Here is a 21,043-nt window from a genome sequence, read left to right on the forward strand (position 1 = left end):
ATACTAGAATGCGCAACGAAAGCAGACCAAAAGGCTGGAACGAAAAGAAAACAAACGACTCTTGGGCCATATTTAAAATAATGGGAGAGTTTGTAAATGGTTTTGAAAAAATGAGCCGTATAGGCCCTTGTGTATCCATTTTTGGAAGTGCACGCACAAAACCAGACCACAAATATTACAAACTAGCCGTAGAGGTTGCCGAAAAGATTGCAGATAACGGTTACGGAGTCATCACAGGTGGAGGGCCTGGTATTATGGAAGCTGGTAACCGCGGTGCACATCTTGCCGGAGGAACCTCTGTAGGGCTTAATATAGAACTGCCATTTGAGCAACACGACAACCCATATATAGACAGCGATAAAAGCTTAGACTTTGATTACTTCTTTGTAAGAAAAGTAATGTTTGTTAAGTATTCTCAGGGTTTTGTAGTAATGCCAGGAGGCTTTGGTACGCTAGATGAACTCTTTGAAGCAATCACACTTATACAAACGCATAAAATTCAGAAGTTTCCTATTATCCTTGTGGGTACTGAGTTTTGGGGAGGTTTAATGGACTGGGTAAAAGAAACTTTGCTTGACTCATTTAATAATATAAGTGCAGGAGATATGGATCTTATTCATCTTGTAGACACGTCTGACGAGGTGATTGAGGTGCTCAATAACTTCTATGACGAGTATCAGTTAAGTCCTAATTTCTAGTAGTATTACGCTTTCGCGAAAGCGTAACTCACACATTAAAAGACTCTTATAATCACAATAGGAGATTTAATCAATATTCTAGTTCTGAATGTATCATAAATCTCCTTTGTATTCGTTTTTATATTAAACCCCATTTACATCTATATTGAAACATTTTTACTCACTTCTATTTTTGATTGTATCTAGCTATGTAGCGATAGGTCAGAATGCGATGACCATAAATGCTCAATTACAGCCAGATGAGAGATCTATAACAATACAACAGCAAATCGCTGTACAAAACACGTCTACAGATGTTTGGGAGGAAGTTTATCTCACAGACTGGGCGCATAGCTTCTCTAGCAAGACTACTCCCCTAGCAAAAAGATTTGCCGAATCTTTTGAAAAAAAATTCCACCTCGCTCCAGATAATGAGCGTGGGTTTACAGCCGTAAAGGCCATCTCTGGGCAGGGGTCTATCCTGCAGTATACAAGACCACAAGGCTTTCCAGACATTATAAAAGTGATTTTAAAAACACCTGTACCTGCTGGCGAAACGGTTATTTTAAATTTACAGTATACCGTTACCCTACCAGATGCAAAATTTACCGATTATGGTATAACTCGCGGCGGTGACTATAACTTGAGGTACTGGTTTATGACACCGGCAGTTTATGATAATGGGTGGCAATATTATAGTAACAAAAATCTTAATGATAGATATTTTCCGCAATCTGATATTACGGTTAGTTTTTCTATTCCGGTTGGGTTTACCCTTGTTACAGATTTAGAAAAGTCTTCACAAGGTTCTTCATACGCTCAAGGCGAAAAGTTAACACGCCTTACGGGTAAACAGCGTACAGATGCCAAAATATTTCTTCTCAAAAACTCTACTTATGAAGAGGTACAAACAGATTATGTAACTATAGTTTCAAACTTACAAAATGGCACACTACCACCTCAAATAAGGGCCCTTATTACAGACCGCATAGCAGGCTTTCTAGATAAAAATCTAGGAGCATATCCTTTTAATAAAATACTGGTTACAGATCTTGATTACAAAGAGCAGCCAGTTTATGGACTTAATGAGTTACCTAGCTTTATTAGTCCTTTTCCAGATGGCTTTAAGTATGAAATCAAACTGCTCAAGACTACAATTAATAATTATATTAATAATACACTACTTGTAAACCCACGTGAAGATAGGTGGCTCATAGATGGACTCAAAGTCTATATGCTTCAAAAATATATTGATACGTTTTACCCTGATCTTAAAGTTGTAGGCGGTCTTGATAAATACTGGCTCGTACGCCAGTTTTATGCGTCTAAACTTGAGTTTAATGATCAATTCCCTATTCTATATACTCATATCTCAAGACTTAATCTTGATCAAGGATTAAATACTCCTTATGATAAGCTTATTAAGTACAATAAAAACATAGGGTATTCTTATAAAAGCGGTGTCGGTCTTAATTATCTTAATGAGTATCTAGGCGACGAGGTACTAGATGACGTTATTAAGATTTTTTACGAGGAGAATGCATCAAAACCTACAAGATCAAATGATTTTAAAACACTAGTAACGTCTAAGAGCAACAAGGATGTGAGTTGGTTTTTTGATGAGTATATCACATCAAATGAGCGCATAGATTATGCCCTAAAAAACTCTAAAGTAAAAGGAGATTCTATATATGTTACTGTAAAGAATAAAAAAAGACGTAAAACTCCTATACCTGTTTATAGTTTTAAAGATGACAGCCTTACAAGCACACGCTGGGTGTCTGGAAAGGAGAAGGCTACTACGCTTTCCTACTCCAGTGACAACGCAGACCGTTTTGTCCTTAATTATGAGAATATAGTCCCAGAAAATAACTTGCGTAATAATTATGAGAAGCCTGGAGCATTTTTGGGCATTGATAAGCCATTTCAATTTAAATTCTTTCAGGATTTTGAAAACCCTTCAAAAAATCAGTTATTCTTTATGCCTGTGGCAGAGTTTAACCTCTATGATGGTTTTTCTCCAGGAATTAAATTGTACAATAAAACATTACTTACAAAAGCACTTAACTATAAGATCGAGCCTCAGATAGGGCTTAAATCAAAAAAACTTATAGGGAGTGCCTCAATATCTTACAGACACGATTTCCAAAATCAAGGACTTTATGGATTGCGATATGGTATTTCTGGCAATAGATTTTCTTATGCTCCAGATTTACTTTTTACAAGAGTGACTCCATTTGTAAATTTGAGATTTAGAACCTCAAATTTACGAGCAGATAAGCGTCAATTTGTTTCTGCTAGATATGTGAGTGTCCAGCGACAAGAAGATCCATTAGTACCCTTGCCTACGCCTAATTATGATGTTCTCAATCTTAGGTATAGCCGTTTTAACCCAGGTATTGTTCATACACTTAATGTAACTGGAGATGTGCAATTTGCTCGAAATTTTGGAAAGCTTTCTGGTAACATCTTTTACAGACGTTTATTCTTAAACAATAGACAACTCAATGTGCGCTTGTTTGGCGGGATATTTACGTATAATAAAACACAGTCTGATGGTGACTTTTTCAGTTTTGCATTAGATAGACCTACAGATTATTTATTTGATTATAATTATTATGGCCGTTCAGAAAATAGCGGGGTGTTCTCTCAACAAATAATCATTGCAGAAGGTGGTTTTAAATCACAACTAGACGATGTGGCACCCGTTTTTGCAAATGAGTGGATGTTTACAGCAAATGCAAGTACAACTTTGTGGAAATACTTCTATGCCTATGGAGACGTTGGTGTTGTAAAAAACAAAAGAGCAAATGGCAAACTGGTCTATGATTCTGGTATACAAGTAAGTCTACTAGATGACTACTTTGAGTTATATTTTCCTATATATTCAAATCTCGGATGGGAAATTGGTCAACCCAATTATGATCAAAAAATAAGATTTCAACTTCAATTGAGTGTAGATACGGTCATTGGGCTGTTTTCACGTAAGTGGTATTAGATAGTGTTTTTATTAGTTTTAAAATTGATAAATCCTCAACAGAAAAGATAATTATTGCATATTTTTAAATATACATCTATATAAATTACTTTTTGGTATGAATTTTACAACTTTTTAACGCCTAGGGGTATTGCATCACGACAAAGTTTTGGCTATTTTTACGTCTTAAATCCAATATGTACATATGGCAAGTAACCCAGATACAAAAGCAGCTTTATCTTATGAAGATTTTAAACAATCTGTTCTTAATGATTATCGCATAGCGGTAACAAGTAGAGAGTGTAGCCTTTTAGGCCGAAGAGAAGTACTTACAGGTAAGGCGAAGTTTGGTATTTTTGGAGATGGTAAAGAGTTACCACAGCTTGCTTGGGCACGTGCTTTTAAAAATGGTGACTTTAGATCAGGGTACTACCGTGATCAAACATTTATGATGGCAATAGACCATCTCTCTATAGAAGAGTTTTTTGCAGGTCTGTATGCTCATACAGATATCGCTTTTGACCCTATGAGTGCCGGGAAGCAAATGGGTGGACACTTTGCCACGCATAGTCTTGACCCAGATGGAAATTGGAAAAACCTACTACAACAAAAGAACTCAAGTTCTGATATCTCACCTACCGCTGGGCAAATGCCTAGATTATTAGGTCTTGCACAGGCATCAAAGATTTACAGAAACGTAAAAGAAGCTCAAGGCGAAAACTTCTCAAACAACGGTGATGAAGTAGCCTGGGGAACTATAGGTAATGCTAGTACGAGTGAAGGTTTATTTTTTGAAACGATAAACGCTGCTGGTGTACTACAGGTACCTATGGTAATAAGTGTATGGGATGATGAGTATGGTATCTCAGTACACGCTAAACACCAAACTACGAAAGAAAGCATATCAAAAATTCTCGCAGGCTTCCAGCGTGATGAAGAAGATAATGGTTATGAGATTATAAAAGTAAAAGGATGGGACTACCCTGCCCTTGTAGATGCTTATGAACGTGCTGGTGCTATTGCTCGTAAAGAGCACGTGCCTGTTTTAGTACACGTTGTAGAACTTACACAACCACAAGGACACTCTACGTCTGGATCACACGAGCGTTATAAAGATCAAGATAGATTACAATGGGAACGTGAGTCTGACTGTAATGTACAGTTTAGAACTTGGATTATAGATCAAGGGCTCGCTACAGATGAAGAGCTTAAGGTAATAGATAAAGACCTTAAGAAAAAAGTAAGAGATGGTAAAAAAGCTGCCTGGGAAGCATTTTTACATCCTATTAAAAATGAAAAGCAAAAAATTGTTACCATATTAGAAACACTTATAAGTAATTCTAGTAACGGTAGTTTTATAAAGCCACTACTCACACCACTAGTAGAAAATAAAGAAGCTCTTAAGTCTGACTTGCTAGGCACAGCTAGAAAGGCGCTTAGGTTTACAATAGGAGAAGATAGTCCAGCTAGAACTCAACTCATAGAGTGGATAGAAAACTACACAGCAAAAATACAGCCTCAATACAGTGCTCATTTATATAATGAGAATGGTAATGGTACAACGTCTGTACCTGCTATAGCTCCTACTTACGGAGAAGAAAACCTAGTAGATGGTCGTGTAGTACTACGAGATAACTTTGATGCAATTTTTGCAAAGTATCCTAACACATTAGTTTTTGGAGAAGATGCAGGAGCTATAGGTGATGTAAACCAAGGCCTTGAGGGAATGCAAGAAAAGTATGGTGAACTGCGCGTGGCAGATGTAGGTATACGAGAGGCAACAATTATAGGTCAAGGTATTGGTATGGCTATGAGAGGTCTTCGCCCTATTGCAGAGATTCAATATTTAGATTACATACTGTATGCAATCCAAATAATGAGTGATGACCTTGCAACATTAAGATATAGAACTCACGGTAAACAAAAAGCACCACTAATAGTGCGTACTCGTGGTCACAGGCTAGAAGGTATCTGGCATAGTGGGTCTCAAATGGGAGCGATTATACACTTGTTAAGAGGTATGTACGTGCTTACCCCACGTAATATGGTAAAAGCAGCAGGTTTTTACAACACACTTTTAGAAAGTGATGAACCTGCACTAGTTGTAGAGTGTCTTAATGGCTATAGACTTAAAGAAAACTTACCTACTAATATAGGAGAATTTAAAACACCTGTAGGTGTTGTAGAGACTGTAAAAGAAGGTACAGATATTACAATTTTATCATACGGTAGTACGTTGCGTATTATTATGGAGGTAGCAAAAGATCTTCTATCTGTAGGTATTAATGCAGAAGTTATAGATGCACAATCACTACTACCTTTTGATCTTAATCACGATGTAGTTGAGAGTATAAAGAAAACAAATCGCTTTATTGTAATAGATGAGGATATGCCTGGAGGGGCAAGTGCTTATCTTCTTGATGAAGTACTTAACAAACAAGATGCGTATAAATATCTTGACAGTAAGCCAGAAACACTCGCTGCACAACAGCATAGACCAGCATATGGTACCGATGGTGATTACTTCTCAAAACCATCTGCAGATGATATTTTTGAAAAGATATATGGAATGATGCACGAAGCAAATCCATCAAGCTTTCCAAAACTACGATAGATTCAAAAAGAAATAGACAGTTACAAAAAAACGAGATACATTATGTGTCTCGTTTTTTGGTTTTACGCTTTCGCGAAAGCGGAATTATAAACGCTTTTACTACTCTGGATACTCGATTCTAAGGTGATAGATGTTATTGAGTTTCTTTTTAAGAACCTTCTTAATTTGCTGGATTTCCTTAAATGTAATATCAGCATTGAGATACTGATCTTCGTCCATTTGCTTTTTGATAATTTTTTCTACAAATGCATCTATTAGTGTTGATGTAGGATTCTTAAGGCTTTTACTTGCCGCCTCAACACTATCTGCCATCATTAATATTGCGGTTTCCTTACTAAATGGTAAAGGTCCTGGGTATTGAAAATCTTCTATGGCGGCATCTTCATTTTTTTCCTTTTCCTTAAAGTAGAAATATTGCACAGTGCTAGTACCGTGATGGGTTCTTATAAAATCTATAACACGATCTGGTAGATTATACTTTCGCGCAAGCTCAATACCATTAAGAACGTGATCTATAATGATACGTGCACTTTCTTTTGGTGATAAATCATCGTGACTATTTATACCTGTTGCTTGATTTTCTGTAAAATCTGTAGGGTTTATTATTTTACCTATGTCGTGATAAAGAGCACCTACTCGTACAAGCATAGCATTTGCTCCTATTTCATTTGCTGCTGCTTCTGAGAGATTTGCAACGTTAAGACTATGGTGAAAGGTTCCCGGAGCCTCATCTGCAAGTCTTTTTAAAAGCTTACTATTTGTATCGGAAAGTTCAAGAAGTGAGACGTCGCTCACGAGCCCAAACATTTTTTCATAGATATAAATAAGCGGTTGTACAAAGAGTGTTGCAAGCCCTGCAAGCATAAACATACCAAAATCTGGCCAGGCAAGTCCCTCTACTCCTCCTTCACTTATAATATGAAAAGCAAAATATGCAAGTATGTAAATTAAAGTAATCTGACCTACCGAAATAAATAAATTTGCTCTTTTGTAAAGTTCTGGAACGGTAAGAATAGTCACAATACCCGCAATAACTTGTAAGAAGAAATACTCAAAACTATCAGGAACTATAAAACCTAAAAGAAGTATTGCAATGACGTGTGTAAAAAGCCCTAGACGTGCATCAAAAAATGCTTTTATAATAAGTGGTAAAATACACATAGGCACAGCATACACATACTGCGGACTCCATTTAATAACAATAGTTGTGAGGAGTACCATTAGTAATACATTAAAGAATACAAAGGTCACTTTTGTATTATTTAGAAAAACGGCTGGTCTATAAGTTCTTATAAAAAGGAGTAGCATCACTAAGGCTAGCAATACAAGCAACACATAACCAAAAAGCACCCAGTTATATCTAGACTCACTTATATTCTGAGATTCATATTTCTGTTTAAGAGAAAGTAATTTTTGTAAATTTTCACCTTCCACTAGCTCTCCTCTATTTATGATAATACTGCCCTTAGGTACAATGTTGTGAGTTTTTGATATGCTTGATAGCTCGAGAGCTAGGCTTTCTTGCGTGAGTTCTTCATCTAGTGTTATGTTTGCTTCAAGACCATCAAAATAGACTTGTAAGTACCTATTAGAATACTCACTATAAAGACTAGATTGTATAGCGTCGCTCAACGCATCTGGCATATCGCTCAATACAGTAATATTATCGAAGTTCATTTCTGAAACTTCATTACCACGCTTTAAATAAATAAGTCGGCCAGTATTATAAACAGGTTTATCTTTCACTACACCATTTTTATAAAACGTAGATAATAGATTTTTACCGTAGTTTTTAAGTTCTAGTTTTGAACTACTATATGATAAAGTATCTGGAAATGCTTTATTAAAATTTGAATCGTAAAGTGCTAAAACTTTATTTAAAACAGTTTGATCATATTCATAATAAATTGCAGATTGAGATTTAATTTGCTCCTTCTCTTGGGCTAACTCGTCTGCACTTTTTAGTATTGCAAAATCTTCGTCTGCATATAGGTTTTCATACTGCCACGGGAAACCCTTTTGTATTTCGTATTTAAACTTTCCGCTCTTTGGGAAGAAATAAACGATAAAACCAGCACATATAATGATAAGCAAGAATTTATAGAGAAGATCTTGATGTTTATAAAACTGCTGTGACGTTGTACTCATAAGGTATAATACTAAGTAGCTAAAGTACTAAAATAATATCGCTTCAATTACCCTTAGGTGCTACCTTGAAGCCTCAAAAATCTTATATTTTTTCTTACATTCGCAAGACAAAAATTAAGCACTTCAAACACAAAAAATATGAGTAAAAACGTTGTTATAGTTGCTGCGGCACGTACACCTATAGGTAGTTTTATGGGAGCACTTTCCTCTGTAACTGCAAGTAAGCTAGGAGCAATTGCTATAAAAGGAGCTCTAGATAAAATTAACCTTGATCCTACTTCTGTAAACGAAGTATTTATGGGTAATGTTGTACAAGCGGGTGTAGGTCAAGCTCCTGCTAGACAAGCGGCACTCGGTGCTGGTATTCCAGATACTGTTCCTTGTACAACGGTAAATAAAGTATGTGCTTCTGGAATGAAAGCTGTAATGATGGCAGCTCAAGCTGTAGCACTAGGAGATGCAGATGTTGTAGTAGCTGGGGGTATGGAAAATATGAGTAGAATTCCTCATTATGTACACCTACGCAATGGTCATAAATTTGGACCACAATCTATGGTAGATGGTATGCAAAAAGACGGTCTTGTAGATGCCTATGATGGCAATGCGATGGGCGTATGTGCAGATGCTTGTGCTACAGAGTACGAATTCTCTCGTGAAGATCAAGATAATTATGCCATCCAGAGTTATAAACGCAGCGCTGCAGCCTGGGACGCAGGAAAATTTGATAACGAAGTTGTACCCGTACCCGTACCACAAAGACGTGGTGACGATATTATTGTAGATCGTGATGAGGAGTACACAAATGTGAAAATGGAAAAAATACCTGCTTTACGTCCTGCTTTTACAAAAGAAGGAACCGTTACAGCAGCAAACGCTTCTACTATAAATGATGGTGCTGGCGCAGTAATCGTAATGAGTGAAGAAAAGGCAAAAGAGCTTAACCTTACACCGCTATGTACAATAAAAGGATATGCAGATGCTGCTCACGAGCCAGAATGGTTTACAACAGCACCTTCTAAAGCATTACCAAAAGCACTAGCTAAGGCAGGAGTGACTCAAGATGAGATAGACTTCTTTGAGTTTAATGAAGCATTTTCTGTAGTAGGTCTTGCAAATATGAAAATATTAGGACTTACAGATGAAAATACAAACGTAAATGGTGGCGCAGTATCATTAGGACATCCATTAGGTTGTAGTGGTGTGCGTATTCTTATTACATTAATTAATGTATTGAAGCAAAATAATGCTTCACTAGGAGCAGCAGTCATTTGTAATGGTGGCGGTGGAGCATCTGCAATGGTTATAGAAAATCACAACTAAGAGAACTTTATAAGAACTATGCGTTACGGTATCTGCCAGCTTAGTATTGTCCCAATGCGTGCCGAACCTTCGGACCCTAGTGAACTTGTAAATCAAGTTCTCTATGGTGAACATTTTAAGGTAGTCGAGCAACGTAAAAAATGGAGCCGAATCAAACTATCGCACGATAAGTATGAGGGCTGGATAGATAACAAGCAATATATAGAAATAAGTGAGGAAGAGTACGCTTTCGCGAAAGCGCAACCTGCAACCCTCACTACAGATCCTGTACAATTTATCACCACAGAGCATAACCAGCTACTTACCGTGGTGCTAGGTGCCGCAATAGAAAATATAAGCTTACTTAAAGACACCTTTGATGGTCATAGTATTACAGGAAAGTCTAATAAAAGCCAACTTATAGAAACAGCGCTACTTTATTTAAAATCTCCCTATTTATGGGGCGGTAGAACTCCCTTTGGGATAGATTGTAGTGGCTTTACTCAAATGGTTTATAGACTAAACGGTTATAGCCTTAAAAGGGATGCTTCACAACAAGCGACCCAAGGTGAAGCTTTAAGTTTTATAGAAGAAAGTGAACCAGGAGACCTTGCCTTTTTTGATAACGACGAAGGTGTGATAACCCACGTAGGTATTATTATGGAAGATAATTATATCATACACGCCCACGGCGAGGTGCGCGTAGATAGACTAGATCATTCTGGTATATATAATGTTCATAAACGTACACATACGCATAAATTGAGAGTAATTAAAAAGGTAATCTAGCTATACTGTAAGAGTATAGTGACGTCAAGTCTTTTTATTCTTAAGATTAAGTAAATAAAAAACCCGCCTTATTGGCGGGTTTTTTTATGCTTATATAACAATGATTAATTCATTGCATCTATTTTAGCCTTCATAGCATCAGCCTTATTTGTATCCTCAAGTACTTGATACAGGTTAAGTAGGTTGTTTGCTATTTCCATATTATCTGGTTTAAGCTCTAATACTTTCTCCATATATACTACTGCCTTTCTGATGTTTGCCTTACGCTCTACTTTAAGCGCTTCATACTTATCAAAATCTGCATTTGAAGTACCTAAGCTGTTCATTTGATCTACAAATGTTGCATCTTTTCTTAATACTAGTGCTCCTAAGTTGTTATATGCATTTGCATAAGAAGGATCAAGCTCTATTGCCTTATTGTAGTATTTTACAGCTGTCGCGTCATCACCTTGCTGGTCTGCAGTTACACCTAGATTGTAGTGAAGTTCTGCATTATTAGGATCAATCTGTAATACTTTTTCAATGATAGCTCTGTACTCATCTTTCTTATCCATCTTTAAATAGATGTTAGATTTTGAAGTAAGTAGTTTTACATCATTAGGCTTTTTCTCTAGCGCAGTATCTAACATTGCAAGTGCTTTGTCATTCTGATCTTGAAAAGAGTAAATACTAATTAAGTACTCAGTAATAAGGCCTTCTCTTGACTCACTTAGCTTTTCGCTAGGCTTTACGTACTCTTTTGCAAGAACAACGATATCCCTTTCTTGTTTGTTTTCAAATTTCTTTTCTTCACCAGAAGCAGCATTTACAGCATAATACTCAGTAACCTGACCAGTATAACCAGCAGCCATTAGATCTTCAAAGATAGCTGCAGCTTTATCATACTCCTTAGAGTTAAGATAATTTGATGCGGCAAAATATTGATAATCTCTGTTGTCATCACTAAAAGCATAAGCCTTTTCTAGCTTTGCTCCCGCATCACTAAATTGATCTGTATTCTGATCTTGTACTGCGCTATTTACTAGTGCCGCAACAACATTAGAAAGTCCTGTTTTTGCTTCGCTCTCCATTTTAGTTCCCATAAGAGCTTTAAATGCTTCACCAGCCTTTGTTAAGTCTGCTACATTTTTATTATCAACTCCTAAAAAAGCTTGTGCTTTTAAAAGCATAAACTTGCTTTTAGTCTTGTCGTCCATCTGGCTTAAAAGAGCATCTGCTGCTCCTACTAAAGACTTAGCCTCTCCATAGCTACCAGATTTGATAGCTTTTTCGATTGCTTTTACTTCCTTCTTTTGTGCAAAAGCCATAGAGGTTACGGCAAATGCTATTGCAAATAAAATTTTAGTTTTCATTATAAGTGTTTAATTAATATAAGGGTTTCAAAATTACTCTTTTTTTCTCAACCCTTATGCATCTATTCTTCTTCTTCAGAAGAGTTTTCGTTTTGGGTTGTTTGTGAAGCAGTTGGCGTTCCGTCTACTGGAGTTCCATCTACTGTGTCATCTTCATCGTCTATATTTTCCTCATCACTTTTTACTTTCGCGACAGCGGCAATAGAATCGTTTCCTTTAAGGTTAATAAGTCGTACTCCTTGTGTTGCACGTCCCATAACTCTTAGTGAAGCTACTTCCATTCTTATAGCGATACCTGACTTATTGATAATCATAAGATCATCTGCATCAGTAACATTTTTAATAGATACTAGTTCTCCAGTCTTTTCGGTAACAGAGATTGTTTTTACTCCTTTACCTCCACGGTTTGTAATTCTGTAATCTTCAAGACTACTACGCTTACCATACCCTTTTTCTGAAACAACTAGGATGTTACTTTCTGTATCGTTTACAGACACCATTCCTACTACTTCATCTTCATCATTAGCAAGAGTTATGCCACGAACACCAGAGGCGTTTCTTCCCATAGGTCTCGTCTTACTCTCCTCAAAGCGTATTGCCTTACCAGATTTAAGCGCAAGCATTACTTGACTCTCTCCCGTTGTAAGCTTTGCAGATAGTAGCTCATCATTGTCCTTAATAGTAATCGCATTGATACCGTTAGTACGAGGACGTGAGTATTGCTCTAGCGCTGTTTTCTTCACTTGTCCTTTTTTGGTCGCCATAATGATGTAGTGATTATTTATATAATCTTCATCTTTAAGGTCTCCTGTGCATACAAATGCTTTTACCTCGTCATCTTGCTCTATATTAATAAGGTTCTGGATAGCTCTACCTTTTGAAGTCTTACTTCCTTCCGGTATTTCAAATACACGCATCCAGAAACATTTACCCTTTTGTGTAAAGAATAACATATACTGGTGGTTAGTCCCTACAAATAGATGCTCTAAGAAATCTTCATTACGAGTAGTAGATGCTTTTGTACCTACTCCTCCTCTATTTTGAGTTTTGTATTCTGTAAGTGATGTACGTTTTATATATCCAGCATTTGAGATAGTAATCACTACCTTTTTATCTGGAATAAGGTCTGTGATGCTTACATCACCTCCAGCATACTCTATAATAGAACGACGCTCATCTCCATACTTATCTTTTATTTCTTGAAGCTCCTCTCTAATGATAGACATACGACGCTCCTTCTTTGCAAGGATATCTTTTAAGTCTTCTATAGTCTTCATTATCTCTTCGTACTCACTGCGTAGTTTGTCTTGCTCCAGACCTGTAAGCTGGCGTAAACGCATCTCTACGATAGCCTTTGCTTGAATCTCTGAGAGTTTAAAACGCTCTATTAAGTTTTGTCTTGCCTCATCACCGTTTGCACTTGCACGTATGATTGCTATTACTTCATCTATATTATCTGAAGCAATGATAAGACCTTCTAGTATGTGAGCACGAGCTTCTGCTTTTTTAAGCTCAAACTCTGTTCTTCTCACTACTACTTCGTGGCGGTGCTCAACAAAGTGGTGTATCATATCCTTAAGATTTAACATCTCAGGACGCCCGTTTACAAGAGCAATGTTATTTACACTAAAAGATGATTGTAATGCCGTGTACTTAAATAATTTATTAAGTACGATATTTGGGACAGCATCACGTTTTATAACATAAACGATACGCATACCGTTACGGTCTGACTCGTCACGTATGGCAGATATACCCTCGATCTTCTTATCGTTGATCATATCGGCCGTTTTCTTAATCATATCAGCCTTATTGACTTGGTATGGTATTTCGGTCACAATGATACACTCTCTACCTTTTACTTCTTCAAACTCTGCCTTTGCACGCATTACAACACGACCACGCCCTGTTTTAAAAGCCTCACGCACTCCGTCATAACCATAAATAGTTCCTCCGGTAGGAAAATCTGGAGCCTTTACGTGCTCCATAAGTTCATCTATAGTAACGTCATTATTATCTATGTAAGCGTGTATACCGTCTACAACTTCAGAAAGGTTGTGTGGTGGCATATTTGTCGCCATACCCACAGCAATACCAGATGCACCATTTATAAGTAACCCTGGTACACGTGTAGGTAATACGGTAGGTTCTTTAAGTGTATCATCAAAGTTAAGTTGATGATCTACTGTGTCTTTTTCAATATCTGCAAGCATATCTTCAGATATCTTGCGCATTCTAGCCTCGGTATAACGCATTGCTGCTGGGCTATCACCATCTACAGACCCAAAGTTACCTTGACCATCTACAAGCATATAACGTAAACTCCATTCTTGAGCCATACGTACCATTGCATCATATACAGAGGTGTCACCGTGTGGGTGATACTTCCCTAGTACCTCTCCTACTATTCTTGCAGATTTTTTGTGAGCACTACTTGCTCGTATTCCTAACTCGTGCATTCCGTAAAGAACACGACGGTGTACTGGTTTTAGACCATCACGCACGTCAGGTAGTGCACGTGATACGATAACTGACATCGAGTAATCGATGTAAGCAGATTTCATTTCATCTTCAATATTAATCGAGATCAGCTTTTCTCCTTCAGCCATATATAAATTGATTAGATTTTAAGTCAAATTTTTTACAATTAGCAATGTAATCATTTTGATGATTTTTTATGGGGTTACGCTTTCGCGAAAGCGCACTATTTATCAACAAATTTTAACACGTTCTTTTAATAACTACACAACCCATTATAGGGCAAACTGTCAGGTATTTTTGGTAATTTGGACTAAGCACTTTAAGCGGAATGATTTTTGAATCAGTTTGCTTAAATTTACATAAGAACGAACGAGGATAGATATGGATGATAATTTTTCGCCAAGAGTAAAAGATGTTATTGCTTATAGTAAGGAGGAGGCGTTACGCCTAGGCCACGATTTTATAGGTACAGAACACTTGCTGCTTGGTTTACTAAGAGATGGTAGCGGTAAAGCAATAGATATACTGGGAGCTTTAGAAATTGATCTTGAGCACTTGAGACGTAAGGTAGAAATCTTAAGTCCAGCAAACCCAAATGTAAGCTTACAGAATAATGATAAGAAGAACTTACATCTTACCAGGCAAGCAGAGCGTGCACTAAAAACAACATTTTTGGAAGCAAAACTTTTTCAAAGCTCTGCTATAAATACGGCTCACCTCCTACTGTGCGTACTGCGCAATGAGAATGACCCTACAACAAAGTTGTTAAACCGCCTCAAGGTAGATTATGACAACGTAAAAGACCAATTTAAACTAATGATGGCAAACGAGAGCGACGAATATATAGAACCTATAAAGTCTGAATCATTTAGCGATGATGCAGATAATGGTGATGAGCAGTCTAAGGAAAACCCCTTTAACAGCCCTACAACCCCTAAGGGTACTAAAAAAAGTAAAACTCCGGTTCTTGATAACTTTGGACGTGATCTTACTGCAATGGCAGACGAAGGTAAACTAGATCCTGTAGTGGGCCGTAGTAAGGAGATTGAGCGTGTATCACAGATACTGAGTAGACGTAAGAAAAACAACCCTCTCCTTATAGGTGAGCCTGGAGTAGGTAAATCTGCCATAGCAGAAGGACTTGCTCTACGTATTGTACAACGTAAAGTATCTCGTATCCTTTTTGACAAACGTGTTGTTACTCTTGATCTTGCTAGCCTTGTAGCTGGAACAAAGTATAGAGGACAGTTTGAAGAACGTATGAAAGCCGTGATGAACGAGCTTGAAAAGAATGATGATATTATCTTATTTATAGATGAGATTCATACCATTGTAGGAGCTGGAGGAGCAACAGGATCTCTTGATGCCTCAAATATGTTTAAACCTGCTCTCGCTCGAGGCGAAATACAATGTGTAGGTGCAACAACACTAGATGAGTTTAGACAACACATTGAGAAAGATGGTGCTTTAGAGCGACGTTTTCAAAAAGTAATTGTAGAACCTACCTCTGTAGAAGAAACAATTGAGATACTTCAAAACGTTAAAGGTAAATATGAAGAGCATCATAATGTGTCATATACAGATGAGGCTCTAGAGGCTTGTGTAAAACTTACTAATAGGTATATGACCGATAGATTTCTTCCGGATAAGGCTATTGATGCTCTAGATGAAGCAGGATCTCGCGTGCATATCACTAATATTGATGTTCCTAAAAAGATTTTAGAATTAGAAAATAAGCTAGAAGAGGTAAGAGAACTTAAAACCTCTGTGGTAAAGAAGCAGAAATATGAGGAAGCTGCAAAGCTGCGTGATGATGAGAAAAATTTAGAAAAAGAACTTGCAATCGCACAAGAGCGATGGGAAGAAGATTCTAAACTTCATAAAGAAGTTGTTTCTGAAGAAAATGTTGCAGATGTAGTAAGTATGATGACGGGCATACCTGTTAACCGCATTGCACAAACAGAAAGTAATAAACTTGCAGAATTACCAGCAACAATAAAGGAAAACGTAATAGGTCAAGATGAGGCGGTTGCAAAGGTTGCAAAAGCAATACAACGTAACAGAGCTGGATTAAAAGATCCTAACAAACCTATAGGCTCGTTTATATTCTTAGGACAGACTGGTGTAGGTAAAACGCAACTTGCAAAGGTTCTTGCAAAAGAGCTTTTTGATAATCAAGATGCACTCATCCGTATCGATATGAGTGAGTATATGGAGAAGTTTTCTATCTCAAGACTTGTAGGAGCGCCTCCTGGATACGTAGGATATGAAGAGGGTGGTCAACTCACAGAAAAAGTAAGACGTAAGCCTTACTCTGTAGTTTTACTTGATGAGATAGAAAAAGCGCATCCAGATGTGTTTAATATGTTACTGCAAGTGCTAGATGATGGTTTCTTAACAGATTCTCTAGGACGTAAGATAGATTTTAGAAATACTATTATCATAATGACTTCAAATATCGGGGCAAGAAAGCTTAAAGACTTTGGTCAAGGAGTAGGTTTTGGTACATCATCTCGTAAAACTCAAGCAGATGAAAACGCACGTAGTGTTATTCAAAATGCACTTAAAAAGGCATTTGCTCCAGAATTCTTAAACCGTATAGATGACGTTGTAGTATTTAATGCACTAGAGCGTGAGGATATCCATAAAATTATTGATATCGAGCTAGAAAAACTCTTTACAAGAATCAAAGGACTTGGTTACAACCTATCTTTAAGTGAGAAAGCTAAAGATTACATAAGTGACAAAGGTTTTGATAAAGAGTATGGAGCCAGACCTCTTAAAAGAGCTATTCAAAAGTATATAGAAGATGCACTAGCCGAAGAGATTATAAACTCTAAGCTAGAAGAAGGAGATAGTATTTTTATGGACTTTGATTCAGATAAGGATGAACTTATTATAGATATCAAGAAAGGAGAAACTACAGAGTCGTAATACTGTTGCATCGCATTATTATCCCTTAATGACGAAAAATCGTCATTAAGGGATTTTTTTATTTATTATGCACACATAGTTAAAGTATTGACAATTAATTGCTTAATACAATATATTTGCTATCTTCTATTTATAAGATTCCCCAACATATGAAAAATTTACAACTCGGTATTCAGCTAGAATTCTCGTTCGGAAAAGTAACAGTCCACGATGACTATATATATGTCATAATGGATGAAGGTGTTACTGTGCAACCCGGCTTTAATGATGTTTTAATCGCTATAGCCGAATCTTACTTTCCTGAAAAGGATTTTATATATATAACGCATAGAATATATTCTTATGCTATAGACCCTACCATATATTTAAAAACTTCACAAATAGAAAATTTAAAGGGCTTTATAGTAGTAAGCCCTAATAAGGATTTTAAAGAGGCTCATAACATTGAAAAACTATTCTTTAGCAAGCCCTTTAAAGTATATCATACAATGGAAGAAGCTCTAATTCAAAAGGATACAATGCTTTATAAATAGAGTTTTTTTTATAAGAAATTTCTTCATAGATAAGGTAGTATTCCTCTATTTTTGCGTAAAAATCAAACCCCCTAGATCTTTTGAAAATTACCAAAGAATTTGAGTTCGGAAAACTACATATAGAAGATAATATTGTTATAGGCGTGATGAACGAGGGATCACATATTGACCCTCTATCAAATAGACTCCTTCTATCATACTGTGAAGAAATATTTGATAAAAAGCCTTTTGCTTATTTATCATATAGAAAAAACTCCTACTCTGTAGACCCTACGGTATATATAGATGCCGCAAACCATTATGGTCTTAAAGCAATTGCCGTTGTATCTCAAAACCCGCTTAGCGAGACTAATGTTGCTATTGAGAAACAATTTTTTAATCAACCATTTGAAACATTTAAAACGACAGATGAGGCAAAAAACTGGTTAACCCAAGTTTTAATATAGCTCGTTGAGATCTATATTCACACTATTGATGAATATTTTGCCTAGTTTAATATCATTTGCAAAAATTCTATCTTTATCTGCAAACGGTACTACTTCTCTATAACTCTTTGTAAAAGACTGTAGAAATCCAGATGTATGAAGTGGCTGTCTGTAATGCAATGCTTGAACTGCATTAAGCAATTCTATAGAGAGTAACGTCTCAACATTATCTACAACCTTGAGAAGTTTTGTAGCTGCGTTTGCTCCCATACTCACGTGATCTTCTTGTCCATTTGATGATACGATAGAGTCTACACTAGCCGGCGTACATAGTTGTTTGTTTTGACTTACTATACTTGCTGCAGTATATTGTGGTATCATCATACCACTATTGAGGCCTGGGCTATCTACTAAAAATGGCGGCAAATCTCGTAAACCACTTATTAATTGATAAACGCGACGCTCACTTATACTACCTAATTCTGACATTGCAATACTTAAATAATCTAATGCAAGTGCTAGTGGTTGACCGTGAAAATTCCCGCCACTTATTATCATATCATCTGCCGGAAAAATATTAGGATTATCTGTAACACTATTAATTTCAGTTTTAAACGTTTTGGTCGCAAAGTCTATGACATCCTTGGTAGCACCGTGTACTTGAGGTATACATCTAAAAGAATATGGATCTTGTACATTTTGCTTTTCTGTTACAGCAATCTCACTATCTTCTAAAAAAGAGATTATACGAGCTGCAGTCTTAATTTGTCCTTTATGGGGTCTCACGTAATGTACAAGTGGGTTAAATGGAGATAAATTACAATTAAAGGCATCTATAGATATCGCCCCCACAACATCTGCCAGATAAGATAATTTATGTGATTTTATAAGTGCCATCACACCATATGCACTCATAAACTGTGTACCATTTAGTAATGCAAGGCCTTCTTTAGACTGTAGCGAGATCTTAGTTAGCCCATTACTCTTTAGAGCCTCTACAGACGGCATAATTTTATTACCAAGCCAGACCTCTCCTTCTCCTATTAAAGGTAAGGCAAGATGTGCAAGCGGAGCTAAATCTCCACTTGCGCCCAGCGAGCCCTGATCATATACAACAGGCAATATATTGAGATTGTAAAAATCTATAAGTCGTTGTACTGTATTAATGTGTACACCACTATGACCATAGCTTAAGGATTGTATTTTGAGAAGTAACATTAATTTTACGATATCCTTAGGAACGTATTCTCCAGTACCGCAAGCGTGAGACCGTACTAAATTCTCTTGCAGCTTTGTTAAGTTTTCATCACGTATAGCAACATTACACAAACTTCCAAAACCAGTATTTACGCCATATACTGGTGTTTTACTTTCTTTTATTTTTTTATCTAGATAAGCTCTGGAGGCATTAATAGTATGTACACATTCCTCACTGAGTTTGAGTTTTTTATCTTCATCAAGAATAGAAGAAATTATTTTAAGGTCAAGAATTTCACTACTTATATAGTGTATTTGAGACATATGATCATATTTTCACGCAATTTCGTAAAAAATAAACATATAATTAAGAATATTGTAATTAAGCTTATAATACTATGTCGATTCAAGGGAAATGTAAACTATAATTATAGTGAAATAGTAAAACAAATATTGTTGTAAATTAATACACAACTTACTAAATAACAAATATTTATAAATCGTTTTTTTAATTTTATAGAATATTAAATATGCGAATGTTTTAATATAGAAATCTTTAAAGATATCGTAATTACTAGAGGTAAATTAAAATTTTGATTGTTGCGCTTTCGCGAAAGCGTAATAATTAATAAAACTAGTATCTTAATTTTTATCTAGTATTTTACTCACTTTTGAATCTTTAAAAACATAGGTGTATAACCACATAAGTGTGAATGATGGTATAATGTCTACCCCGGGAATAAGCTCTTCTATAAAGGTTACCACTCCCCCTACCTTACCAGCAGTTCCTTTATAAAGCCGCGTCATAAGCCAGGCGGAAAATGGTGCCCAAGCAATATCTGAGAAATCTCCAATAACTGGAAATACCCAACTTGAAGTTACGATACCAAGGCCGTCTATAAGGAGACCTATAAGTAAGAGTTTGTATTTATTAGTTTGATTGTCCATAAGCGTTTTAAATATAACACTTATGTATAATCAAAATACATTCCAAAAATGTTAATCTAAATTTGACGAGATTAATTTAAGGAACTCATTGCGGGTTTCTTGTCTTTCAAATTGACCTCTAAAACCAGATGTAGTGGTCGTAGAATTTTGCTTTTGAACTCCTCGCATCATCATACACATATGTGAAGCTTCAATAACAACTGCCACTCCTTTAGGTTGCAAGGTTGTATTAATACACTCTAAGATATCGTGTGTGAGACGTTCTTGTACTTGAAGCCTACGCGCAAAAACATCTACTATGCGCGGTAGTTTGCTTAGACCTACAATATGACCGTTAGGAATATAAGCTATGTGTGCTTTTCCAAAAAAAGGTAGCATATGATGCTCGCAGAGAGAGTAGAGTTCGATGTTTTTTACAATCACCATATCATCATAGTCTTCCTTAAACATTGCTCCCTTTAATATAGCAGCAGCATCCATTTCATAACCAGAGGTTAAGTACTGCATTGCTTTTGCAGCTCTTTCTGGTGTTTTTACAATACCTTCTCTACTTGTGTCTTCACCAAGACTTTTAATAATTGATGTAAAATTACTCTTTACATCTTCTGTTACTTCTATGTTGTACTCTTCAAATTTTCTGTATGGCATTGTCTTAATTAAAATGTTTAA

At 36.4% G+C, this 21,043-nt stretch carries 14 protein-coding genes; 8 read left to right on the plus strand and 6 right to left on the minus strand.

What is annotated here, in order from left to right:
* Positions 1-8 precede the first annotated feature (8 nt).
* The 3 genes from MED134_RS01935 (at position 9) to MED134_RS01945 (ending at position 6,268) form a co-directional block, all read left to right on the plus strand.
* Complete coding sequence (locus MED134_RS01935; protein ID WP_021779057.1) at positions 9-698, plus strand: TIGR00730 family Rossman fold protein; 690 nt, start codon at positions 9-11, stop codon at positions 696-698.
* Between the two features lie 145 nt (positions 699-843).
* On the plus strand, positions 844-3,675 hold the full coding sequence (locus tag MED134_RS01940; protein WP_237747139.1) for a metalloprotease: 2,832 nt from the start codon (positions 844-846) through the stop codon (positions 3,673-3,675).
* A gap of 184 nt (positions 3,676-3,859) precedes the next feature.
* Positions 3,860-6,268 (plus strand): thiamine pyrophosphate-dependent enzyme, encoded by a 2,409-nt coding sequence (locus MED134_RS01945; protein WP_021779055.1) that lies wholly within the window; start codon positions 3,860-3,862, stop codon positions 6,266-6,268.
* Positions 6,269-6,367: 99 nt separating this feature from the next.
* On the opposite strand, the gene MED134_RS01950 is transcribed toward MED134_RS01945, so the two are convergent.
* Entirely contained in the window at positions 6,368-8,416 is a 2,049-nt protein-coding gene (locus MED134_RS01950) for an HD family phosphohydrolase (protein ID WP_021779054.1), read from the minus strand.
* Positions 8,417-8,554: 138 nt separating this feature from the next.
* Between MED134_RS01950 and MED134_RS01955 the strand changes: the two genes are divergently transcribed.
* Both MED134_RS01955 and MED134_RS01960 read left to right on the plus strand, forming a co-directional pair.
* On the plus strand, positions 8,555-9,736 hold the full coding sequence (locus MED134_RS01955; RefSeq protein ID WP_021779053.1) for an acetyl-CoA C-acyltransferase: 1,182 nt from the start codon (positions 8,555-8,557) through the stop codon (positions 9,734-9,736).
* Positions 9,737-9,754: 18 nt separating this feature from the next.
* On the plus strand, positions 9,755-10,504 hold the full coding sequence (locus MED134_RS01960) for a C40 family peptidase (protein WP_038596880.1): 750 nt from the start codon (positions 9,755-9,757) through the stop codon (positions 10,502-10,504).
* A 104-nt stretch (positions 10,505-10,608) separates the two neighbouring features.
* Here MED134_RS01960 and MED134_RS01965 read toward each other — a convergent pair whose 3' ends face one another.
* Positions 10,609-11,856, minus strand: coding sequence for a tetratricopeptide repeat protein (locus MED134_RS01965; protein WP_021779051.1), 1,248 nt, complete (start codon positions 11,854-11,856; stop codon positions 10,609-10,611).
* A gap of 62 nt (positions 11,857-11,918) precedes the next feature.
* Positions 11,919-14,465, minus strand: coding sequence for a DNA gyrase subunit A (gyrA, locus tag MED134_RS01970; protein WP_021779050.1), 2,547 nt, complete (start codon positions 14,463-14,465; stop codon positions 11,919-11,921).
* 253 nt (positions 14,466-14,718) lie between these two features.
* Between gyrA and MED134_RS01975 the strand changes: the two genes are divergently transcribed.
* The 3 genes from MED134_RS01975 (at position 14,719) to MED134_RS01985 (ending at position 18,250) form a co-directional block, all read left to right on the plus strand.
* Complete coding sequence (locus tag MED134_RS01975) at positions 14,719-17,271, plus strand: ATP-dependent Clp protease ATP-binding subunit (protein ID WP_021779049.1); 2,553 nt, start codon at positions 14,719-14,721, stop codon at positions 17,269-17,271.
* Positions 17,272-17,420: 149 nt separating this feature from the next.
* Complete coding sequence (locus tag MED134_RS01980; protein ID WP_021779048.1) at positions 17,421-17,804, plus strand: hypothetical protein; 384 nt, start codon at positions 17,421-17,423, stop codon at positions 17,802-17,804.
* A gap of 80 nt (positions 17,805-17,884) precedes the next feature.
* On the plus strand, positions 17,885-18,250 hold the full coding sequence (locus MED134_RS01985; RefSeq protein ID WP_021779047.1) for an STAS/SEC14 domain-containing protein: 366 nt from the start codon (positions 17,885-17,887) through the stop codon (positions 18,248-18,250).
* Here the strand turns inward: MED134_RS01985 and hutH are convergent.
* From hutH to folE, 3 genes are all read right to left on the minus strand, one after another.
* Entirely contained in the window at positions 18,242-19,750 is a 1,509-nt protein-coding gene (hutH, locus tag MED134_RS01990) for a histidine ammonia-lyase (RefSeq protein ID WP_021779046.1), read from the minus strand. The genes MED134_RS01985 and hutH overlap by 9 nt on opposite strands.
* A 318-nt stretch (positions 19,751-20,068) precedes the next feature.
* On the minus strand, positions 20,069-20,374 hold the full coding sequence (locus MED134_RS01995) for a hypothetical protein (RefSeq protein ID WP_021779045.1): 306 nt from the start codon (positions 20,372-20,374) through the stop codon (positions 20,069-20,071).
* A 51-nt stretch (positions 20,375-20,425) separates the two neighbouring features.
* Entirely contained in the window at positions 20,426-21,022 is a 597-nt protein-coding gene (folE, locus tag MED134_RS02000) for a GTP cyclohydrolase I FolE (protein ID WP_021779044.1), read from the minus strand.
* Positions 21,023-21,043 lie beyond the last annotated feature (21 nt).

The organism is Dokdonia sp. MED134 (assembly GCF_000152925.2).
Classification (GTDB): domain Bacteria; phylum Bacteroidota; class Bacteroidia; order Flavobacteriales; family Flavobacteriaceae; genus Dokdonia.

What these genes read in the sequence shown, in the direction of transcription:
- MED134_RS01965 (WP_021779051.1), bottom strand. Translation starts at nt 11,856, where the DNA reads ATGAAAACTAAAATTTTATTTGCAATAGCATTTGCCGTAACCTCTATG.
- MED134_RS01975 (WP_021779049.1), top strand. Translation starts at nt 14,719, where the DNA reads ATGGATGATAATTTTTCGCCAAGAGTAAAAGATGTTATTGCTTATAGT.
- MED134_RS01960 (WP_038596880.1), top strand. Translation starts at nt 9,755, where the DNA reads ATGCGTTACGGTATCTGCCAGCTTAGTATTGTCCCAATGCGTGCCGAA.
- MED134_RS01980 (WP_021779048.1), top strand. Translation starts at nt 17,421, where the DNA reads ATGAAAAATTTACAACTCGGTATTCAGCTAGAATTCTCGTTCGGAAAA.
- MED134_RS01995 (WP_021779045.1), bottom strand. Translation starts at nt 20,374, where the DNA reads ATGGACAATCAAACTAATAAATACAAACTCTTACTTATAGGTCTCCTT.
- gyrA (WP_021779050.1), bottom strand. Translation starts at nt 14,465, where the DNA reads ATGGCTGAAGGAGAAAAGCTGATCTCGATTAATATTGAAGATGAAATG.
- MED134_RS01935 (WP_021779057.1), top strand. Translation starts at nt 9, where the DNA reads ATGCGCAACGAAAGCAGACCAAAAGGCTGGAACGAAAAGAAAACAAAC.
- hutH (WP_021779046.1), bottom strand. Translation starts at nt 19,750, where the DNA reads ATGTCTCAAATACACTATATAAGTAGTGAAATTCTTGACCTTAAAATA.
- MED134_RS01945 (WP_021779055.1), top strand. Translation starts at nt 3,860, where the DNA reads ATGGCAAGTAACCCAGATACAAAAGCAGCTTTATCTTATGAAGATTTT.
- MED134_RS01950 (WP_021779054.1), bottom strand. Translation starts at nt 8,416, where the DNA reads ATGAGTACAACGTCACAGCAGTTTTATAAACATCAAGATCTTCTCTAT.
- MED134_RS01955 (WP_021779053.1), top strand. Translation starts at nt 8,555, where the DNA reads ATGAGTAAAAACGTTGTTATAGTTGCTGCGGCACGTACACCTATAGGT.
- folE (WP_021779044.1), bottom strand. Translation starts at nt 21,022, where the DNA reads ATGCCATACAGAAAATTTGAAGAGTACAACATAGAAGTAACAGAAGAT.